The organism is Kluyvera sp. (genome assembly GCF_965301105.1).
In genome coordinates, this window is the sequence record NZ_CBDKZX010000015.1 from 15,082 (window position 1) to 35,294 (window position 20,213).

Here is a 20,213-nt window from a genome sequence, read left to right on the forward strand (position 1 = left end):
GACTATGGAAAACATTCAAACACTTATCGCCCAGTATCCTTTAGTGGAAGACCTGGTCGCTCTCAAGGAGACGACCTGGTTTAACCCTGGCACCACCTCTCTTGCGGAAGGTTTACCGTACGTTGGCCTGACCGAGCACGATGTTCAGGATGCCCATGCTCGTCTGACGCGCTTCGCGCCGTATCTGGCGCAGGCATTCCCGGAAACCGCAGCCACCGGCGGCATTATCGAGTCCGAGCTGGCCGCAATCCCGGCGATGCAAAAACGCCTGGAAAAAGAGTACGGGCAGCCTATCCGCGGAGAAATCCTGCTGAAGAAGGACTGCCATCTGCCGATTTCCGGATCAATTAAAGCGCGTGGCGGCATTTATGAAGTGCTGACCCACGCGGAAAAACTGGCGCTGGAAGCCGGTCTGCTGACCACACAGGACGATTACAGCATTCTGCTTGCACCTGAATTTAAACAGTTTTTCAGCCAGTACAGTATCGCGGTAGGCTCTACCGGCAACCTCGGGATGTCGATTGGCATTATGAGCGCCCGAATCGGCTTTAAGGTGACGGTGCATATGTCTGCCGACGCGCGCGCGTGGAAAAAAGCCAAACTGCGCAGTCACGGCGTGACGGTCGTGGAGTATGAAGAAGATTATGGCGTGGCGGTTGAACAGGGTCGTAAGGCGGCAGAATCCGATCCGAACTGTTTCTTTATCGATGATGAAAATTCCCGCACGCTGTTTTTAGGTTACGCAGTGGCTGGTCAGCGTCTGAAAGCGCAGTTTGCCCAGCAGGGCCGCGTGGTGGATGCAAATCATCCACTGTTTGTGTACCTGCCGTGCGGCGTCGGCGGTGGTCCCGGCGGCGTGGCGTTTGGCCTGAAGCTGGCATTTGGCGATAACGTGCACTGCTTCTTCGCCGAGCCAACCCATTCCCCCTGCATGCTGCTGGGGATTTATACCGGGCTGCACGATACCATTTCCGTGCAGGACATCGGCATCGACAACCTGACGGCGGCGGATGGGCTGGCGGTGGGCCGCGCGTCCGGCTTTGTTGGCCGGGCGATGGAACGTCTGCTCGACGGTCTGTACACCCTGGACGATCAGACGATGTACGACATGCTGGGCTGGCTGGCGCAGGAAGAAGGGATTCGTCTTGAGCCGTCGGCGCTGGCGGGGATGGCCGGTCCGCAGCACGTTTGCGCCTCCACCGATTACCAGCAGATGCACAGCTTCAGCGCAGAGCAGCTCAATAACGCCACTCATCTGGTGTGGGCGACCGGCGGCGGCATGGTGCCGGAAGCCGAAATGGCGCAGTACCTGGCGAAAGGGCGCTAAGCCGCGCTCATCTCAAGCAGCATCGCCGTTATTGCGCGATGCTGCTTTATCACAATTGTGCCACTTATCCCGCCATTGTGGCATCGCAGGTCAAAGCGTATTGCCGCGCGTCACACTCCATTCTCCTGCTTCCCCCGGCATTAAAACGGCGTCGATATACTCCGGTCTACCTCGTACCTCTACGATAAACCGGAGAACACAATGCAACAGGCTGGTAAATCTGTTGGCCGGGGCGGCTTCACCCTGCTCATCTGGGTGCTGCTTTTGCTTCTCGGCTGCGTGCTGTTTTTCTTTTCGCTCGATCGGCAAATTGTTTCCATCCTCAAAACCACGCTGATGCAGGAACTGGGGCTGGATAACAGCGATTATTCGGTGCTGATCAGCGCCTTTATGATCCCCTACACCTTCATGTATTTCTTCGTCGGCGGCATCGTCGACCGCTTCGGCAGCCGTTACGTGCTGTGCGCGCTGATGGTATTGATGTCGCTCGCCACGCTGATTACCGGCCTTTCCCACTCGATGATCGGTCTCATTACAGGCCGCGTTTTACTGGGGCTGGCGGAATCCGGGATTGTGCCCGCGCTGACGCTGGCGGTTTTCACCTGGTTTCGCGCCGAGCAGCGGGCGTTTGCCTTCCAGTTAACCAATATCATTCAGTCGCTGGGGTTGATCATCGCCCCGCCGTTCGTGGCATGGGTGACGCTGTCCACCGGCTGGCGTTGGGCGTTTTTTATTCCGGCAATGGCCGGCGTGGTGGTGGGCATTCTGTGGTTTATCTCCAGCCGCAAAACGCCGCCAGCGGCGGAAGATGTGGTGCAGGATACAGCTGCTGGCGTACCGCTGGTTGAGCGCTACAAAATGGTGCTCACCTCAAAGCCTATCTGGGCGCTGCTGATCGCGCGCCTGCTAACCGACCCGTTCTGGTTCTTCTACCAGTACTGGCAGGTGGGCTTTATGCAGGAGAAAATCGGCCTGACGCTGGCGGAAGTAGGCAAGCTGATGTGGCTGCCGCCGCTGGTTGCCGTGTTCGGTGTACTGGCGGTATGCTGGGCTTCAGACCGTCTCGTCGCACGCGGTATGGACGCCACTCGCGCCCGTTTAACCATCATCTGGTCGGTAACCTGCCTCGCGCCGCTGGTGTTCCTGCTGCCGTCCATCAGCAATGCCTGGGCCGCTGTCGCCATCATGACGGTGATTAATTTTATGTGTACCGCCTGGCTCAGCATGGCAACCATTATGATGGGTGGTCTGGCCCCGCGCGTAGCTATTGCCACCGCCATCGGCGTGATGAGCGCGCTGGGCGGCGTCACCTCGATTATCTTTAATGGCTTTGTCGGTTCCATCATCGACCACTTTGGCTACTCGATGCCGATTTACGCCGGTGCGACACTGCATCCGATTGGCGCACTGGTGCTGGCCGCCTTTTTCTTACGTCGTAAAAAAACCTTTATTGCTCGTCCGGAGACTGTCTGATGACTGATATCGTTGTTGCGCCTGTGGCAGACGCCTGCGCAGATTTCACCGTACTCTATTGCCTGATAAACCACGAAAACCACCAGTTCGCCGCCTGGTATGACGCGGCTCACCGCATCACCGTCGGCCAGCGTCGTCTGCCCGATGGCTCGTGGCAGACATTTCAGCCGCAAGGTTTCTGGTTGCCTGAGCGCGAACGTTACGCCCATATAACGGATTTCGACTCCCACAATTACCTGACGATGGCCGTCGATAGCGCCGGATACCTGCATCTTTCCGGCAATATGCATGTCGATCCGTTAATTTATTTCCGCAGCCGCCAGCCGCTGGATGTCACTACGCTGGAGTGCGTTCCGGCGATGACCGGCGAACGGGAAGCGCGCGCCACCTACCCGGTGTTCTTTAAGGACGTGCAGGGGCGGTTGCTGTTCCGCTACCGCGATGGCTGTAGCGGCAACGGCGACGATCTGTACAACATTTTTGACACCGAACGCCAGCAGTGGTCACGCCTGTTAGAAACGCCGCTGCTGAACGGTGAAGGGGCGCGCAACGGCTACGCCCGCCAGCCGCTGCTGGGGCCGGACGGCTACTGGCATATGGTGTGGATGTGGCGCGAAACGCCGCACTGCGAAACCAACAATAATCTCTCCTACGTGCGCAGCCGTGACCTGCAACGCTGGGAGAAATCAGACGGTACGCCGCTCACGCTACCGATTGCCCGCCACCAGGGTGAAATTGTCGACGACGCCGGGATCGGCGGCGGGTTAATCAACATGGTGCAGGAGGTGGGTTTCGATAACGACGCCCGCCCGGTGCTGATTTACCATCGTTATGATGATCGGGGGCTATCACAGGCCTATCTGGCGCGCCCGGATGGCAAAGGCAATTGGCAAAAAGCGCAGGTCAGCCAGTGGGATTTTCGCTGGGACTTCAACGGCGGCGGATCTATCCCGCCAGATGTCACGCTCAGCGCGCCGCGGGCGATTGGCGACGGGAAGATAGAAGTGGAATGGACCTCGACGTGGGCCGGAAACGGCGTGTGGATTATTGATGACCGGACGCTTACCGTTGTGGCCACTCGCCCGCTCACACCGCCGCTACCAGCCGAACAATGGCAACCCCGGCAGAACGTTGCGCCACAGGCGGAAGTGCAACTGGTGGCCGCGCAGAACAGCGATTACAGCCCACAAAACCGCTATTGGTTGCGCTGGGAAGCACTGCCTATTTTCCGCGACGTGCCGCACGAGGCGAAAACCGGATCCACGCAATTAGAAGTGATAGAAGTGCAGCTCTAAAAAAGCGTGCCAGCCGGGACAGTGGCTGGCGCGTATTCTTTCGCATCAGGCGTTCGCCAGCTGCTTCGCCTTCTCTTCTTCTTCCTGCTGAGCCTGCTGCGTTTCCAGCATTTTCTTCTCATACACCTTGAAGAACGGGTAGTAGATCGCCAGCGAAATAAAGAAACAGATAAACACCAACCCGCAGGCAATCAGGTTCCAGTTGGTGGTGATCAGCGCCCCCAGCGGGGCCGGAATGGTAAACGGCGGCTTGACCATCATGCGAGGGATCAGTCCGCTGATGGTGAAGAGATATACCACCACCGTGTTGACCATCGGCGCCAGAATAAACGGCACAGCCAGAATCGGGTTCATGACGATCGGCGCGCCGAAAATCATCGGCTCATTAATGTTGAACAGGCCGGGAATGAATGACAGTTTGCCCAGTGATTTCAGATAGATAACTTTCGAGCGAATAAACAATACCACCAGCGCCAGCGTGGAGCCGGTACCGCCCATCTGCGCATACCACTGGAAGAACTGCTCGGTGAAGATATTCGGCAGGTCGTACGCGCTGGTCCCAGCCTGGAACAGCTCCATATTCTGCACGATCGCCTGGTCCCACAGTGGGCGAATCAGCGGCCCCATCACCGCATGGCCGTGAATACCAAACACCCAGAACAGGTCGATAAAGAACTGTGTGACAATACCGCCAAACAGGTTAGTACCGGTCATAAAGCCCTTCAGCGGCATGATGATGTAGCTGATGATGGCGTTAATATCGATATTCAGGAAGTGTCGCGGTACCCAGAAAATCAGCACCACCGCCAGCGTCGGAAACAGCGCCGAGAAGGAGCTGGCCACCACCGGCGGCACGCCTGCCGGCATCTTAATTTCAATATTACGGACTTTAATAAAGCGATAGATTTCAATAGCAATCAGTGAGGAAATGATCGCCCCAAATAGCCCCTGCGAGCTCAGCGAGGCCACGGGAATATAGCGCCCGGATATCGCCTCACCGGCTACGGTGACGCCCTCTTTAATATTCACCGGCACAATCATCAGCAGCGTAGCGAGCATCGCCAACAGTCCGCTGGTCACGTCGTTGAGTTTATAGCTTTTCCCCAAAAACGAACCGATGGTAAACGCGGCGTACAGCGACATCAGGCCGACGGTAAAGCGGAAGGGAACGTCAAGAATATCGCGCCATGGCGCAATAAAATCCATGTATCCTTTAATCGGAATATTAAGCAGAATAACGAAAAATGACCCGACAATCGTCAGCGGTAAAATAGAGATTAAGCCGTTTCGAATCGCCTGCATGTGGCGCTGGTTGCCAATCGCATTGGCTACCGGCAACATTTTTTCAGCCAGCCGTTCAAAGAAAGACATGTTATTCCTCCTGGAAACCGTTATTGGCAATCACCGTGGCGAACCACTGCCCGGATTTTTTGAGCGACCGCTGCTGGGTCGCTAAATCAAGACGGTAGAATCCATAGCGATTTTTATAGGCGTTTTGCCACGACCAGCAGTCAATAAACGTCCACATGTGGTAACCCAGGCAGTTGCTGCCGTCGGCCATCGCCTGATGGAGATATCCCAGATGTTCTTTCAGGAATGCAATTCGGTAATCGTCCTGTACCTGCCCGTTCACCATAAATTGCTCTTCGTCCTGAATACCAATGCCATTTTCAGAGACGAACCACGGTAAATTGCCATAGCGTTCTTTCACCACCATGGCGATGTCATAAAGTGCCGCAGGGTAAATCTCAATACCGCGCGAGGTATTCATCCTGCGTCCCGGCATAATGTATTCTTCGAAGAAACGTTCCGGAACAAAACCGTGTGTTTCTGCCAGTGGCGTTTCACGTGCTTTTACACGGCGGGGACGGTAGTAATTGATGCCCAGCAGATCGATACGCGTGTTGGCAATCAATGCGCAATCTTCCGCTAAATATTCCGGCAGTTGGTCATGTTCGCGCAAAATAGCCACCAGCTCTTCCGGATAGCGCCCCAGTAAAACAGGCTCGTTGATGCTGCGGGTATAAAAGAGGTCGGCCATCGCCGCGGCCTGCAAATCTTCCGGTGAGTCGCTGCGCGGGTAGACCGGGATAACGTCCATAATAATGCCAATCTGCCCGGCCAGGCCCAGCTCGCGCCACGCCGCCACCGCTTTGCAGTGCGCCAGTACAATGTGGTGCAGCACCTGGGCCGCGCGGCGGAAATCCGTGACATAAGGATAATGGCGAGGGTGTAAATACCCGGCTTCCGCCGGAATTAACGGTTCATTGAAGGTAAACCAATAACGCACGCGATCGCCGAAGAGTTGATAGCAAATACGCGCATAACGGGCAAAGGCATCAATTACTTCACGATTTTCAAAACCGCCCTTTTCCTGCAGCGCCATTGGCATATCGAAGTGATAGAGATTAATAAAAGGCTCAATGCCTTGCGCGTGTAATTCATCAATCACCGCGTTATAAAACGCGACCGCCTGCTGATTCACCTCGCCGTCGCCATCGGGAATCAGACGTGACCAGGAAATAGAGGTGCGAAATGAGTTCAGGCCAATGTCTTTGGCACGTTGAATGTCTTCCCGATAATGCTGATAAAACGTCGAGGTATCATCCGTCGTGACGCCCTGAAAAAAACGCTCGTTAAAGTGGTGCGAAGCATAATCCCAGATATTATCGCCTTTGCCGTCGCCGGAAATACGGCCTTCAGACTGGGTCGCGCTGGTCGCCGTCCCCCACCAGAAATTATCAGGAAAACGATATTCCATAGTCGCGGTCCTTATTGTGCTTTGGCTAATAAAGACAGCGCATGATCCAGAACTTTATCGCCCTGCATCGAGCCATATTGCATCATATCAATGGCAGCCACCGGTACCCCTTGCGGCTCAGCGACGGCAGATAAACGCTGAAGCTGGAATTTCACCTGCGGGCCTAACAAAATAACGTCGGCATCCTCGATAATTTGATCGAATTCAGAAACCGGGACGGCGGTAATGTCCACATCAATATCGCGACTGGCGGCAGATTGTTTCATTCTTTCTACTAACATACTGGTCGACATGCCCGCAGCGCAGCATAAAAAGATCTTTTTCATCATTTTCCCCTGGCGTTATATGCGTGGTTTTCCGCAAAAATGCGGCTAAATATATTCTGCGTAGTCGGCCAGGAGGCGGCAAGTGAAGGCAGGCACAAAACCGATTTATATCGCTGGTACTTTTGTTGTTTGAAATGCTAGAAAAGATAATTTACTGCTCATAAACAGCAAGATAGGAATGTTACTTTTATTTTCTGCAGTGTTATTTTTATTCGTTTTTATGCGTTACCTCCCACTCTGGTCAGCTAGCGGCATTGATTCGGCGAAACACCAAACTGACGACGAAAGGCACGAGAAAAGTAGCTCACGTCGCCAAATCCACAACGTACGGCAATCTCGTTCACCGAGTCACTGGTAAAACGCAGCTGATAGCGTGATTGCAGCAGCCGCAGGCGGGCGAGATACTGCTGTGGTGAAACACCGGTGTAGTCGCTAAAACCGCGCTGTAAGGTGCGCCTGGAGAGACTGAACGTCTGGCACAACGCGTCCAGATCGAGCGGTTGCTGCCATTGACCGTTCAGGTGAATCAACACCTGGCTGATGCGGTCTGCGCTGGAATGAAACTCCTGCGTTTTGTAGCGCCAGAGGTTTAGCGTGTGCAGCACTTCGAGAAAAATCATCTCCTTGTGGCTTTCAGCCAGTATTGGGTCGCTAAATTCCTCTGCCTTATGGCTGGCCAGACGGTCAAATACGCGCTGCATAATGCCGATGTCCAGTTGCCAGACGTTGCTTTCCCCCTCCTGCGGCAACAGATAATCGATATGCTTGATAAAGTTGAAGCTGTCGCGCCCCAGATAAAGCAGGTTGACCTGCTGCAAATCCTTCATCTCTTCGAACAGGTGATAGTCCTGACGATTCAGGTAACACAGCGTGCCGCTGCTCAGGAGGTAGGGTTTTTCATTGATGACGTGAATTCCGCTACCGCTCCCCACCAGAAACAGTTCGCAGTATTCATGGCTATGCTCGTGGCTGATGCTTTTCTCCGGATGCCAGAAATGAAAGACCACGCTCTCCTGCGGATGGCGAAAGTGGGTATCACGGGGTAGCACAAGCGTCATAGACACTCCTGGCGGGTTTTCACTCAGAGTGATAGTGATACCAGAATGACCGAAAGGTACCTTGACCTGTTTGCCACCCGGCAACGGCAGTTGGCAAACAGAGAAAGCTTATCGGCTCTGATTTAACATCAACATTAATTCCATCGGCGAGCGGCGCTGTTTAAGCAAGTCGCGCATGGCCTTCATATGCGGCGCGCTATGGGTGAAGAAATGACGATAGCCCGCGCAAAGCGCGCTTTTGCCGTCAGATATACGATGTTTGGGGCAGTCGCCCTGGCAAAAACGCAGCACTGAACACTGGCGGCACGACGCCGTTAATCCACGCTGCTTTTGCTGACCAAAGTCGTCTACTTCCGGCCTGGCGTTCAGAGTTTGTAGCGTCTGCTGGTGAATATTGCCCAGAAGGTATTCGGGGGAAACGTAGTGATCGCACTGGTAGAGATCGCCGTTAGCCTCCAGCGCAAAAGCGTGGCCGCAGGTTTCGCTGAACGCGCACATTTGCGATGGATAACCGCTCCACACGCCGAGCGTCGAATCAAACAACTGGATATACACTCGACCAATATCTTCACTTACCCAGAGATCGAATACACCGGTCAGAAAGACGCCCCATGCCTCCGCGGTAACCGATTCCGCAGTGAGTTTGCCGGACTCATCGCACTCCACCAGCGGAATAAATTGTACGAACGGCGTGCCGAGCTCGCGCAGATAGCGGTACAGGCGCTGTGGTTGCTGGCTATTGAGGCTGTTAACTACCACCAACAGGTTAAACTCAACGCGATATTGCACCAGCATATCAATGGCTTTCACCACTTTGTGATGGGAGGGCTTACCGCTGCGGTTGACGCGGAAGGCGTCGTGGAGATCGGCGGGACCGTCCAGCGAAATCCCAACCAGCCAACCGTTTTCACTAAAAAAACGACACCATGCATCGTTGAGCAGCAGGCCGTTGGTCTGGAACGCATTGTGGATCTGCTTACCGTTGGCATATTGCTTTTGCAGCGCCAGCGCGCGCTGGAAAAATGCCAGCCCGCACAGCGTGGGCTCCCCGCCCTGCCAGGCAAAGATCACCTCCGGCCCCGGCTGCGCCGCGATGTGCTGGCTGATAAAACGCTCCAGCGTGGCGTCATCCATCATCGGTTGTTGCGGTTTTTCAATGTAGAAGCAGTAGCGGCAGTTGAGGTTACAGCGAGAGCTGGCCGGTTTGGCCATTACCTGACATCCTGTCATGTAAAATCCCTGATAAAAATAATAAGTTGGCGAATATGAGTAACAGCAAACAATATTGCGAGTGATAACACCGCGAGGGAGATCAAAAATTTGTCACGCACCACCCGCGGCTGCGCAAAATCGTTCTGTGTGACATCCATGATGTTGCGGTTACGGGTGTACTGCCAGAGGATAAGCGCGACGATCGCCAGCACGACGATTGAAATCCAGAACAGCATACCGGCCTGATGCCAGTTGTGCTTCAGGGCCAGCGCCATCAGCGCGCCATAGCCCAACAGCGTGCGAAACCAGGCCAGCGAGGTGCGTTCGGGCTGTAGCCCCGGATCCGCCTGACGACGGGCTTTACGGCTATCCGGCATACAACACCAGCAGCATGACGACCGCCGCCACAAAGACCAGCATCATGCTGATCACCAGCAAACTGCGGGTATAGGGCAAATCTTCCTTCAGGCGCATCGCCTTTTCATTGCGCAGCCAGCGTAAATAACCATAGATAGCCAGGCCGCCGGCAAACAGGCACAGCATCAGGGCCAGCGCCTCACGAATGGCGGGTGTGGCGAAGTCTGGCGCCAACTGGTCAAGCCCGACGCCCGCGGCGAGAAAACCCAGCGAGGTGCGGATCCAGGCGAGAAAGGTGCGTTCGTTAGCCAGCGAGAAGCGGTAGTCGGGCGCTTCTCCGAGGCGGGAAATTTTCATGACGGTTCCTTGTGATCGCAATAGTCAGCGGCATAACCTTAACGCAATTGGTGCTACTATGCCGCTGAGTTTGTCATCAATATGCTGATAATACAGCCATAATCAAAATTTCTGCGTTTTCTCCTCCACCTTCACTCCCTGTGTTGGCAAGCCGGTATCGTAATCGCGTACCACCGGCGAATAACCATCTTTCGGGCGCGGACGAAACGCGCCCATCCACCGCGGCTGCGCATTCGCTCGCCAGGGTCGCAGGCTCCACTGGTAGGTTCGGAACGGATCGCGAATTTTATCCATATAGTCCAGCAGGGCATCGTGCAAAACATCGCGTACCTGCGCATGCTGCGGGTCATTAATCAGGTTATGCATCTCATGCGGATCAGTGTGCCGGTCGTAGAGCTCGTCGCTGGTAAACAAGTTGAGCACTAGCTTGTAGTGGTCCGTTACCCAACAGCGCACCGGGATGAAGCCGCCAAAGCTGTCATGCTCAATCTCATAGCGGTTAAATTCAACCATCACCCCGCGATCGAGTACGGCATCCAGCACATTATCGCCGGGCAAGATCTCCGGTTTTTCAATACCCGCCAGCGCCATCATCGTCGGTAGTAGGTCAATGTGGCTAACCGGTGCATCCACCTGCGCACGCTCTCCGTGAGGCGAACGCATAATCAGTGGAATTCGCGTAATGTCGTCGTACATCGCAGCGCCTTTGCTGATCAGCCTATGTGCGCCCATCATCTCGCCATGATCGGAGGTGTAGATAACCCAAGTGTTGTCCCGCTGCTCGGGCGTCAGCGCATTGATTACCCGACCAATCTGATCGTCAACAAAGTCGTTGCAGGCGAAATACATCGGATGATGGTAGAGGCCATCTTGCCCAACCGGTGACGGCATGGCCTCCGCCCACAGGCGGTGGTGCTGCGGCTTGTCCGCTAAATTATCTTGCGCTTTGTCACCCAGATCGTAGTAAAAATCCTGATACTTTTGCAGGTACTCTACCGGGCAGGTAAACGGGTGATGCGGCTCATCGTACGAGATGACCATCAGAAACGGTTCATCACATTGCGGGGCTTTCGCAAGATAATCCACCGCGCGCTCGCTGATACGATGCGCCCAGGTGAAGGTTTCATCAATACCGTGCTGCTGTAAGTCCTCCACGCTATTCAAGCCATTACGCCACAGGCCAATCTGTTCTTTGCTAAGCTCGCTAAGGTAATTCGCGCCGTCGTACCAGTAGTCCGCATCCCACTCCGGTGGACATTCACCTGTGCCAAAATAGTCATGACCATCCAGATGCCATTTGCCGATATAGCAGGTGCGGTAGCCTGCGTCCTTAAAATAGCGGCCCATGGTGGAGATATTTTTTCCTGGCGCGACGTTATTAGTCCACGGCCCGGACTGATTGGCGTAAATGCCAGTAAACAGCCCTGCTCGGGCGGGTGTGCACACAGGGCTACAGGTATATGCGGAATTAAAGCGAATACCTTCCGCAGCCAGCGCATCAATATTATTGGTATTCAATGGCTTGCCGCTATAGCAGCCCACCATATTGGTGGCCTGTGTATCGGTCATAATGAACAGGAAATTGGGACGGCTCATGGTTTTTCCTTAACGTCGGCAGAACAAAACACCGGGAGGGAAAGACGCTCCCGTCGGTGGCAATAAATCAGGTACAGCACAACAGCGGCGGCGATCCCATAGCTGATGATCGCCAGCCAACGAGAGCTATAGCCGCCAAACGTCGCCAGCCCGGCGTAGACACCGATCATCGCGAAAAGAATACCAATGGAGGCAATCTTCACGTGTTTATAGGGCGTCATGTCGACGGCGAACGCGTCCTGGAACTTAAACGGTGTTGCCCGCGGCCAGATGGCGCCGATAATCAGCATCACCACTACGTTGATGCAGAAGGTGCATGCAAGCACGTAGAGGAAATGAAAATTGAAGTGCACCAGATAGTTAATGGTGATGTAGCTGACGATGCCCAGGCCCATTGCCACTTTGGCGGCAATCGCCGGAATGCGCGGGAAGAAAAAGCCCATGATGATGATGGTCACCAGCGGCACGTTGTAAATGCCGTTCAGCTGCTTCATCCAGCTGTACAGCCCCTGCGGCGCGTTGGCTATCCACGGCGCGACCAGCATTGAGATCACCGCCACAATAAGGCCAAAACGGCGGCCAACCTTCACCAGACTTTCGGGGGAAGCCTGTTCGTTGATGACCCGACGATAGATGCCCATGCTGAAGAGCGTCGAGGCGCTGTTAAGGAAGCCGCAAAATGCGCTGATAATCGCGCCGAATAGCACCGCGCTAAAGAAGCCGATCAGCGGTAGCGGCATCACCTTATTAACCAGCGCGGGGTAGGCCATGTCAGCCTTTGGTAAATCCTGAAAAAGATGGAAAGCGATAACGCCGGGCAGCACCAGAATCAACGGATCGAGCATTTTTAATACCGCCGTCAACAGCGCGCCTTTTTGCCCTTCCGCGAGGCTTTTTGAGGCCAGCGTCCGCTGAACGATGCCCTGGTTAGTACACCAGTAGAAGGTATTTACCAGGATTAGCCCGGTGAAGGCAGCACCGATGGGGAGCGGGTCGGCGTTGGTGCCCACTGAGTTAAGCATATGACTATGGTCGCTGGTGAGTCGCGCAATGCCCTGCGCAAAGCTCCCGTGCCCCATGGCAAGCAGGCCAAAATAAGGCACCATCAGACCGCCAATCACCAGGCCAATACCGTTAATCACATCGGCCACCGCGATAGCGCGCATCCCGCCAACCACCGCGTACAGAATGCCGCAAATCCCCAGCACAATCACCATTGCCCAAATGGCCATACCCTCTGAAATCCCAAATGTTTCAGTCACGTGGAACATTCTTTCAAATGCCAGTGCGCCGGAGTAAAGGATGATCGGCAAAAAGCAGATTCCGGTGGCAATCAGGAAACAGAAATCGATGATGATACGGGTCGTCTTGTCGTAGCGTTCTTCCAGGAAATCGGGGATCGTCGCAATGCCGCGCTGTAAATAGCGCGGCAGGAAAATCAGCGCCAGAAAAATCAGTGTGACGGCGGAGGTCACTTCCCAGCCCATTACCGACATTCCACTCTTGTAGGCCTGGCCGGTCAGGCCAACCAGCTGCTCGGTGGAGAGGTTAGTCAGCATCAGCGATGCAGCGATAACCGGCGCTTTAAGCGAGCGCCCAGCCAGAAAATACCCCTGCTGCGATCCCGTATCAACTTTGTGGACTTTCCACCAGGTAATTACCGCCACCAGCAGGGTAAATCCAATAAAACTCACTATTTGTATCGTATTCATCTTGCAGCCCTTTTGATTATATCCCGGCGCTAACAAGGTCAGAGGAATAGCGCGTTTTCGGGTTAAGGCGATGAAAATCATAAAACACAAAGCAATGTATCCCTGAGCAATAAAAATTTTGCTAGATTTAGCATTTCAGGTTGAGAGCATCATTCGCCGAAGAGAAAATAAAATGAATGGAAAAATACTTAATTCGCATGTAAAAAACGAAACTACGTATAATATTCCGTTAGTTCTGGATGAAAATGTGATCTCAAGCGGAATTTCCCTGCTCTCGCTATGGCATACGTTGGCTGATGAAAGCTACCGTGTGAGCTGGCCACGGGATAAGAAAAAACCGCTGATTGCCAACTCCTGGGTTGCTATCTATACCTTACAGGGCTGCGGTAAGATTTATCTGAGAAACGATACAGAAATTACTTTAAATGGAAACTGTATTATTTTTCTGAAACCTATTGAGATAAAATCCTATCATTGCGTCGGACTTATCTGGGAACAATACTGGATGGAATTTATTCCTACCACTCTGATGCCCATTCCAATATTACAACCAGGAATAATTTATAACGGCGATGTTTATAATAAAGAAATGAATGAAGTTGCCACTTTGATTACCAGCCCCGATCCATTAAAAAACAATCTGGCCGTCGCCTACCTCACCAAAATTATTTATCAATGGATTTGCCTTATTGCCGAAAATGGCAAGAAAGACCGCCAACTTCTCAAGCTGGAAAAGCTGATCGCCCTGCTGCATGCTAATCCACAGAAGCGCTGGAGCGTCGCCGATATGGCTAACGTGATGCAGTGCAGTGAACCCTGGCTACGCCGTCTGTTTGTGCGCTATACAGGCAAAACGCCGAAGGAATATTATCTGGATGCGCAGCTTGAACTGGCGCTGTCACTGCTTAAGCAAGAAGGGAATACGGTGGGTAAGGTCGCGGGAATGCTGAACTTTTTTGACTCATTTCATTTTAGCAAGGCGTTTAAGCATAAGTTTGGTTACGCGCCTTCGACGATACGGAAAATCGACAGCCCGCAGCCAAAAACTGCGGGCTCGCCTGATTAGCGCAACTCTGGCCAATAGTCTTTGTTGGCCTCAATTAAATCATCCAGAATTGCCTTCGCCACCGAGGCGCTCGGCACGGTTTTCGACAGCGTTATCGCCTGCCACAACTTCTGGTATGAGCGCTGCTCCCAGGCATCCACCACCAGTTTTTCCACCATCACCTGCTGGCTCATCATCCCTTTCTGGAAGTGCGGAATATCGCCCACCGTCAGGGGCTCCGGACCGTTGTGGCCCACCAGACAGGGGATTTCCACCATCGCATCGGCGTCAAAGTTATGAATCGCACCGTTGTTAGGGACAATCAGCAGCATCCGCTCCTGGGTGTTGAAGGCGATGGCCGTGGCCAGATCAACGATGTAAGAAGCATGTTCGTCAATCTCTAAATCGCCCGCGGAGGCGTTGCCGGCGTCGATAATCGCCCGGCAGGCGCTGAACACGTTTTTCTCGCGGTGATCCATCACTTCATTCGCGCGGGTACGTTCCGGGTTGGAGTGCGCAACCACATAGTCCGGGAACAGATAGTATTTCAGGTAGGTGTTCGGCATGGTGTCCGGATCCAGCGCCTGTACATCTTTTGCCTTCGCAAAGGTATCGTTCCAGCTGGCTTCGGTATGTGGATCGTTTGATGGTGGAACATAGCCGTATTTAGCGACATGTTCGCGTAATTTAGGCATCAAATCATTGCCTTCTAAATCCTCAATCGATGTCCACCAGCCAAAGTGATTCAGACCATAGTAGCGAACGCGCATCTGTTTACGATCCTGAAGGCCGACAATCTGTGCCATTCGTCCTTCAATACCGATAGGCATATCGCAGATATTGAGGATTTTAGCGTTCGGGCGCAGACGGTTCGTCGCTTCCGCCACAATCGCCGCCGGGTTGGAGTAGTTCAGCATCCAGGCGTTCGGCGAGTATTTTTCCATATAATCCACCAGCTCCAGCACGCCGCCGATAGAGCGCATGCCGTAGGCAATCCCGCCCGGACCGCAGGTTTCCTGGCCCAGCACGCCGTGGCGCAGCGGAATTTTTTCGTCTTTTTCACGCATTGGGTATTTACCCACGCGGATATGCGCCATTACAAAATCGACATCGGTAAAAGCCGTTTCCGGGTCTGTGGTGTAGCTGAATTCGATATCCGGCGCCTGTTCCTTGAGAACAATTTTGCACGCCTCAGCGATCACTTCCTGGCGAGCGCCGTCATTGTCATAAAACTTCACTGAGCGGAGTGGAAAACGATCCTGATTCGCCAGCAACATCAGGACGATACCGGGTGTAAATGTGCTGCCGCCGCCTGCGATAACAACTGAGAATTTTTTCATGATACTGCCTCTGTCAGAGTGGATTGTTCGGTCGGAGAAGATGCTTTCATTAACATTTCAAGCTGATCGCGCACCTGGGGAACGTGCAGGCCAACAATGACCTGAATCGCGTTGCCGTGACGCACAACACCGTGTGCCCCCAGCGCTTTAAAGACGTCATCCGTTTGCGTTTTCGCCATGTCCTTCAGCCCAATACGCAGTCGGGTTGCACAGTTGTTGATGCTTTCGATATTGGCTGCGCCGCCCAGTGCCTGCAGGAAACCGGCGGCCTGGCCCAACTTAACGTCAGAGGCGGCGCTGGTTTTACCGCGTGCGGCCTGATAGTCGGCTTTGCTGTAGAGCTTAATTTCGCTGTCTTCGCGGCCCGGTGTTTTGAGGTTGAAACGCAGGATGAGCGTCCGGAAGACCAGGAAGTAGAGCGCAGTGAAGCAGAGCCCAATGCCTATCTGGATAAACATCATCGAGGCATGGTTATGGAACATCGGGATCCAGTTCTGCGGCAGGAATTGGTCCAGCAGACCGCCGCCCATATTCCCCACCACGCCGCACATGTACATCACCGTCGCCATCGTCGCGGCCAGAACGGCGTGAATGGCAAACAGCAAAGGAGAGATAAACAGGAACGTAAATTCCAGCGGTTCAGTGATGCCCACCAGTACCGCCGTCAGCGTTGCCGGGATCAGCAGACCCGCCACTTTCATCCGGTTTTCAGGCGCGGTTGTGAAGTACATGGCCAGCGCAATCCCCACGGAACCAAACACTTTGGAGTTACCGTGCAGCGCGAATCCACCTTCAGGGAACAGCGCTTTCAGCGGTTCAGTGCTTTGGCTGAAGGCCTGCAGATGCTCCGCCCAGTAGACCTGGATACCGCCTTCAACAACGGCGGGCCCAAAAATAAATGGCCCATAGACAAAGTGATGAAGCCCGGTTGGGATAAGAATGCGTTCAAGGAAGGTGTACACCCAAACGCCCAGCGCGCCCGCGCTACGCAAGAAGGCTTGTAGCGACTCAATCCCCATCTGAACTTTTGGCCAGCCGAGCAACGTCAGCCAGGCGCAGGGAATCATCACCAGGAAAGCGACGATCACCACAAATGACGAGCCCTGGAAGATGCCGAGAAACACCGGGAGAGGTTTGTCGAAATAGCGGTTATGGAGCGCGGTGACGATACCGGAAATCACGATCGCACCGATAATGCTGGTATCGAGCGTTTTGATGCCGGCAATCATGGTCAGGCCGCTGCCCGCTGTCGGATCAAGGGAGAAATCGACGCCGAAGAAGTGGCCCCAGGTCATTCCCATGGCGTTAATAAAGTAGTTCCACGTCAGAAAACTCACCAGCACCGCCAGGCAAGCTCGACCTTGCGCTTGTTTTGCCAGGCCAATGGGCAGGCCGACGGCAAAAATCAGGGGCATATTACGAAAGACCGTCCAGCCGCCTTCTTCAATAATATGAACAATTTGAGCAAATAAATTATCAGGAGCAGTAAGCGCTTCACCGACAAACATCGGGTTGCGTAACATGATGGCGATACCCACCACAATCCCGGCAAAAGGAAACAGCAATACCGGGGTAAACATGGCGCCGCCAAAGCGTTGTATTTGACTGAGCATTGAGCAATCCTCATTTAACAACTCGTAGGGTAAGTGGCCTTGTTATGTTCATCTTCGGCCTGCTACGAGAATAAGAATTCGCCCTGCGGACAACATTCAGCCGGGTTGTGATTCGTGATCGCTTTCATGGTTTTAATTGGAGCAATGTTGTCTACTTTTTTGATAATTAATAGACATCTTCAGTCGCACTATTTTTGATTTTTAGGCTGTAGCAGCCTAATTATCTGTAATGAATTAGTTTTAAATAAGAAACAGTGGTTCATTAATTTCGTTCCAGAGACGATAAGAGGTCTGGTTGTGATCTATAAATCCATTGCCGACAGATTGCGTTTACGGCTTAACTCATCAGATTTCAATATTGGTAGCCCGTTGCCGGGTGAGAAAAAGCTGGCGGAAGAGTTCGGCGTCGCGCGGATGACCATTCGAAAAGCCATCGACTTGCTCATTGAGTGGGGACTGGTTGTCAGACGGCACGGCAGTGGAACCTATGTGGCGCATAAAGATATTCACCATGAAACCACTAATCTCACCGGCCTGGCGGAGATACTGCGCCAACAAGGGAAAGAGGTGGCCAGCAAGGTTTTGATTTTTGAGATGATGCCCGCACCGCCAGCGATTGCCAGCCAGCTAAGAATTCAGATTAACGAACGGATCTATTTCTCGCGCCGGGTGCGCTACGTGGATGGTAAACCGCTGATGCTGGAGGACAGCTATATGCCGGTGAAGCTGTTCCGTAACCTGTCACTGGTGCATCTGGAGGGCTCTAAGTTTGATTACATTGAGAAAGATTGCGGGCTCACCATCAGCGGCAACTATGAGAGTCTGGCGCCCGTGCTGGCCGATAAACAGCTGGCACAGTGCCTGAATGTCCCGGAACAGACGCCGCTGCTGCGTATCACCTCCCTTTCCTACAGCGACAGCGGCGAGTTTCTTAACTATTCCGTGATGTTCCGCAACGCCAGTGAATATCAGGTGGATTACCACCTACGTCGCGTACAGGCCGTTAACCCATCCCCCAGAACAATACCGCCAGCAGCTGAGGCGTGATAATGCGCAGGAACATCACCAGCGGATACACCGTGGCATAGGAGAGCGCGGCCGCGCCGCTGGTCGCGTGCAGGTTGTTGGCAAAGGCCAGCGCCGGAGGGTCGGTCATGGAACCAGCCAGCATGCCGCACAGGGTCAGGTAGTTCATTTTGGCGAAAATTCGCGCCAGAATGCCAACCGTCAGCAGCGGGATACCGGTGATAAAAATCCCGTAGCCAATCCAGCTTAGCCCTTCGCCGTGAATCAGCGTTGCAACAAAATCGCCGCCGGACTTCAGCCCCACCACCGAGAGGAACAGCACAATCCCCAGTTCGCGCAACGCCAGGTTAGCGCTCGGCGGCATAAACCAGTAGAGCTTGCCGATGCTGCCGATACGACCGAGGATCAGCGCCATAATCAGCGGCCCGCCCGCGAGCCCCAACTTCAATGCCACCGGGAAACCGGGAATAAACAGCGGCACGGAGCCAAGCAGTACGCCGAGTCCGATGCCGATAAACACCGGCAGCATCTGCACCTGCTGCAATTTCTGCTGTGCGTTACCCAGCTCTGACGCTACGGCATCGATCGCCGCAGGGCGGCCAACCAGATTGAGGATATCGCCAAACTGCAGGCTGGCATTGCTGCTGGCAACCAGCTCCACCCCCGCACGATTCAGGCGTGAGATGACTACGTCATAGCGCTGCTTATAGTGCAGATCGCGGATTTTCTTGCCCAAAACCTTCTCGTTGGTCACAACGACCCTTTCCACCTTCAGGTCGGTCCCACGCGTCGACAGCGAGGTCTCCACCTCTTTACCGATCACCAGCTGCGCGTTATGCAGATCCGCCGCTTCCCCCACCAGGTGCAGCAGGTCCCCGGTTTCAATCAGCGTCGTCGGCGACGGCACCATCAGCGTTTCACCCCGTTTCAGCCGCGAACAGATAATGTTATCGCTATTGATGACCGGGATATCCTGAATCGCCATGCGATTCAGGTTCGTATTTTCGACGCGAATGTTGATGGTTTTGAGGTGCGAATGGCCGGAACCGGCCTGTTCGTCAAACTGTTGAGCCTCTTTTTCTACGTTAATACGAAAGAACAGGCGCACCAGCCACATGGTCAGCAAAATGCCGCAGATACCAAACGGGTAGGCCATGGCATAGCTCATCCCCATTTGATCGACCACGCTGAACGGCTCGCCGAGATCGCGCAGTATTTGCTGCCCGGCCCCTAACGCGGGGGTGTTGGTGACCGCGCCGGAGAAAATGCCCAGCACCACGGGAAGCGGAATAGCGAAGATTTTATGCAGCACCGTGGTGACCAGACCACCGAGGATGACAATCAGAATAGCGAAGAGATTCAGCCGCAGGCCGGAGACGCGCAGCGAGGCAAAAAAACCAGGCCCCACCTGAATACCAATAGTGTAGACGAACAGAATCAGGCCGAATTCCTGAATGAAATGCAGCATCGGGCTGCTCAGGGTAATCCCCGCCTGATCGACAAAGTGGCCGACGATAATCCCACCAAACAGCACGCCGCCAATGCCAAAACCAATGCCGCGAATTTTGATATTACCAATCCACAGTCCGACCACCGCCACCAGAGCCAGTACGCTGACCGTCAATGCTATATCACTCATAGTATGTTCCCTGTGAATAACATTAATAACACTATGGATTATGTCTGAGTTGTGGGGGGTTGTATGTAGTGCGGCG

General features: G+C 53.9%; 17 protein-coding genes. 5 read left to right on the top strand and 12 right to left on the bottom strand.

Translation table 11 applies throughout. The features are described 5' to 3' along the window. Window positions 1–4: 4 nt before the first annotated feature. The 3 genes from dsdA (at window position 5) to ACW14G_RS08395 (ending at window position 4,095) form a co-directional block, all read left to right on the top strand. On the top strand, window positions 5–1,327 hold the full coding sequence (gene dsdA, locus ACW14G_RS08385; protein WP_249022551.1) for a D-serine ammonia-lyase: 1,323 nt from the start codon (window positions 5–7) through the stop codon (window positions 1,325–1,327). Between the two features lie 201 nt (window positions 1,328–1,528). Further along, the gene (locus ACW14G_RS08390) at window positions 1,529–2,800 is read left to right on the top strand and encodes an MFS transporter (protein ID WP_249022550.1); all 1,272 of its coding nucleotides are present in this window, start codon (window positions 1,529–1,531) and stop codon (window positions 2,798–2,800) included. Beyond that, entirely contained in the window at window positions 2,800–4,095 is a 1,296-nt protein-coding gene (locus ACW14G_RS08395; RefSeq protein WP_249022549.1) for a BNR repeat-containing protein, read from the top strand. Before ACW14G_RS08390 ends, ACW14G_RS08395 begins: the two co-directional genes overlap by 1 nt. A gap of 45 nt (window positions 4,096–4,140) precedes the next feature. Here ACW14G_RS08395 and ACW14G_RS08400 read toward each other — a convergent pair whose 3' ends face one another. The 9 genes from ACW14G_RS08400 to ACW14G_RS08440 form a co-directional block, all read right to left on the bottom strand. After that, complete coding sequence (locus ACW14G_RS08400; RefSeq protein ID WP_065357367.1) at window positions 4,141–5,466, bottom strand: PTS sugar transporter subunit IIC; 1,326 nt, start codon at window positions 5,464–5,466, stop codon at window positions 4,141–4,143. Window position 5,467: 1 nt separating this feature from the next. Next, entirely contained in the window at window positions 5,468–6,856 is a 1,389-nt protein-coding gene (locus tag ACW14G_RS08405; RefSeq protein WP_223803630.1) for a glycoside hydrolase family 1 protein, read from the bottom strand. A gap of 11 nt (window positions 6,857–6,867) precedes the next feature. Continuing rightward, a complete protein-coding gene (locus tag ACW14G_RS08410) occupies window positions 6,868–7,182 on the bottom strand; it encodes a PTS sugar transporter subunit IIB (RefSeq protein WP_163447674.1) in 315 nt (104 codons plus the stop codon). A 245-nt stretch (window positions 7,183–7,427) separates the two neighbouring features. After that, window positions 7,428–8,240 carry a helix-turn-helix domain-containing protein gene (locus tag ACW14G_RS08415; RefSeq protein ID WP_249022548.1) on the bottom strand — a complete coding sequence of 271 codons (813 nt, stop codon included), beginning with the start codon at window positions 8,238–8,240 and terminating at the stop codon, window positions 7,428–7,430. A 108-nt stretch (window positions 8,241–8,348) separates the two neighbouring features. After that, entirely contained in the window at window positions 8,349–9,470 is a 1,122-nt protein-coding gene (locus tag ACW14G_RS08420; protein ID WP_419058313.1) for an anaerobic sulfatase maturase, read from the bottom strand. Next, complete coding sequence (locus ACW14G_RS08425; protein ID WP_065357363.1) at window positions 9,467–9,829, bottom strand: DUF202 domain-containing protein; 363 nt, start codon at window positions 9,827–9,829, stop codon at window positions 9,467–9,469. Before ACW14G_RS08425 ends, ACW14G_RS08420 begins: the two co-directional genes overlap by 4 nt. Further along, the gene (locus ACW14G_RS08430; RefSeq protein ID WP_065357362.1) at window positions 9,819–10,166 is read right to left on the bottom strand and encodes a YidH family protein; all 348 of its coding nucleotides are present in this window, start codon (window positions 10,164–10,166) and stop codon (window positions 9,819–9,821) included. The genes ACW14G_RS08425 and ACW14G_RS08430 overlap by 11 nt, the downstream gene beginning before the upstream one ends. Before the next feature lie 102 nt (window positions 10,167–10,268). Then, window positions 10,269–11,762 carry a sulfatase-like hydrolase/transferase gene (locus ACW14G_RS08435; protein ID WP_249022546.1) on the bottom strand — a complete coding sequence of 498 codons (1,494 nt, stop codon included), beginning with the start codon at window positions 11,760–11,762 and terminating at the stop codon, window positions 10,269–10,271. Beyond that, window positions 11,759–13,474 (bottom strand): solute:sodium symporter family transporter, encoded by a 1,716-nt coding sequence (locus ACW14G_RS08440; RefSeq protein WP_223803626.1) that lies wholly within the window; start codon window positions 13,472–13,474, stop codon window positions 11,759–11,761. The genes ACW14G_RS08435 and ACW14G_RS08440 overlap by 4 nt, the downstream gene beginning before the upstream one ends. 172 nt (window positions 13,475–13,646) lie before the next feature. Between ACW14G_RS08440 and ACW14G_RS08445 the strand changes: the two genes are divergently transcribed. After that, window positions 13,647–14,540, top strand: coding sequence for a helix-turn-helix transcriptional regulator (locus ACW14G_RS08445; protein ID WP_249022545.1), 894 nt, complete (start codon window positions 13,647–13,649; stop codon window positions 14,538–14,540). On the opposite strand, the gene ACW14G_RS08450 is transcribed toward ACW14G_RS08445, so the two are convergent. Then, window positions 14,537–15,859: a 6-phospho-alpha-glucosidase gene (locus ACW14G_RS08450; protein WP_223803624.1), complete on the bottom strand. Its 1,323-nt coding sequence runs from the start codon at window positions 15,857–15,859 to the stop codon at window positions 14,537–14,539. The genes ACW14G_RS08445 and ACW14G_RS08450 overlap by 4 nt on opposite strands. Next, window positions 15,856–17,472 (bottom strand): alpha-glucoside-specific PTS transporter subunit IIBC, encoded by a 1,617-nt coding sequence (locus ACW14G_RS08455; RefSeq protein ID WP_163447654.1) that lies wholly within the window; start codon window positions 17,470–17,472, stop codon window positions 15,856–15,858. The genes ACW14G_RS08450 and ACW14G_RS08455 overlap by 4 nt, the downstream gene beginning before the upstream one ends. Before the next feature lie 297 nt (window positions 17,473–17,769). On the opposite strand from ACW14G_RS08455, the gene ACW14G_RS08460 reads away from it, so the two are divergent. Next, a complete protein-coding gene (locus ACW14G_RS08460; protein ID WP_249022544.1) occupies window positions 17,770–18,519 on the top strand; it encodes a GntR family transcriptional regulator in 750 nt (249 codons plus the stop codon). Here ACW14G_RS08460 and ACW14G_RS08465 read toward each other — a convergent pair. Beyond that, window positions 18,476–20,137, bottom strand: a complete 1,662-nt coding sequence (locus tag ACW14G_RS08465) for a putative transporter (protein ID WP_163447652.1) — start codon at window positions 20,135–20,137, stop codon at window positions 18,476–18,478. The genes ACW14G_RS08460 and ACW14G_RS08465 overlap by 44 nt on opposite strands. Window positions 20,138–20,213 lie beyond the last annotated feature (76 nt).

Bases quoted from the DNA above. Each gene is read 5' to 3' on its own strand.
- ACW14G_RS08435 (WP_249022546.1), bottom strand. From the start codon at position 11,762: ATGAGCCGTCCCAATTTCCTGTTCATTATGACCGATACACAGGCCACC.
- ACW14G_RS08465 (WP_163447652.1), bottom strand. From the start codon at position 20,137: ATGAGTGATATAGCATTGACGGTCAGCGTACTGGCTCTGGTGGCGGTG.
- ACW14G_RS08440 (WP_223803626.1), bottom strand. From the start codon at position 13,474: ATGAATACGATACAAATAGTGAGTTTTATTGGATTTACCCTGCTGGTG.
- ACW14G_RS08420 (WP_419058313.1), bottom strand. From the start codon at position 9,470: ATGACAGGATGTCAGGTAATGGCCAAACCGGCCAGCTCTCGCTGTAAC.
- ACW14G_RS08445 (WP_249022545.1), top strand. From the start codon at position 13,647: ATGAATGGAAAAATACTTAATTCGCATGTAAAAAACGAAACTACGTAT.
- ACW14G_RS08400 (WP_065357367.1), bottom strand. From the start codon at position 5,466: ATGTCTTTCTTTGAACGGCTGGCTGAAAAAATGTTGCCGGTAGCCAAT.
- ACW14G_RS08415 (WP_249022548.1), bottom strand. From the start codon at position 8,240: ATGACGCTTGTGCTACCCCGTGATACCCACTTTCGCCATCCGCAGGAG.
- ACW14G_RS08405 (WP_223803630.1), bottom strand. From the start codon at position 6,856: ATGGAATATCGTTTTCCTGATAATTTCTGGTGGGGGACGGCGACCAGC.
- ACW14G_RS08450 (WP_223803624.1), bottom strand. From the start codon at position 15,859: ATGAAAAAATTCTCAGTTGTTATCGCAGGCGGCGGCAGCACATTTACA.
- dsdA (WP_249022551.1), top strand. From the start codon at position 5: ATGGAAAACATTCAAACACTTATCGCCCAGTATCCTTTAGTGGAAGAC.
- ACW14G_RS08455 (WP_163447654.1), bottom strand. From the start codon at position 17,472: ATGCTCAGTCAAATACAACGCTTTGGCGGCGCCATGTTTACCCCGGTA.
- ACW14G_RS08430 (WP_065357362.1), bottom strand. From the start codon at position 10,166: ATGAAAATTTCCCGCCTCGGAGAAGCGCCCGACTACCGCTTCTCGCTG.
- ACW14G_RS08425 (WP_065357363.1), bottom strand. From the start codon at position 9,829: ATGCCGGATAGCCGTAAAGCCCGTCGTCAGGCGGATCCGGGGCTACAG.
- ACW14G_RS08395 (WP_249022549.1), top strand. From the start codon at position 2,800: ATGACTGATATCGTTGTTGCGCCTGTGGCAGACGCCTGCGCAGATTTC.
- ACW14G_RS08410 (WP_163447674.1), bottom strand. From the start codon at position 7,182: ATGAAAAAGATCTTTTTATGCTGCGCTGCGGGCATGTCGACCAGTATG.
- ACW14G_RS08390 (WP_249022550.1), top strand. From the start codon at position 1,529: ATGCAACAGGCTGGTAAATCTGTTGGCCGGGGCGGCTTCACCCTGCTC.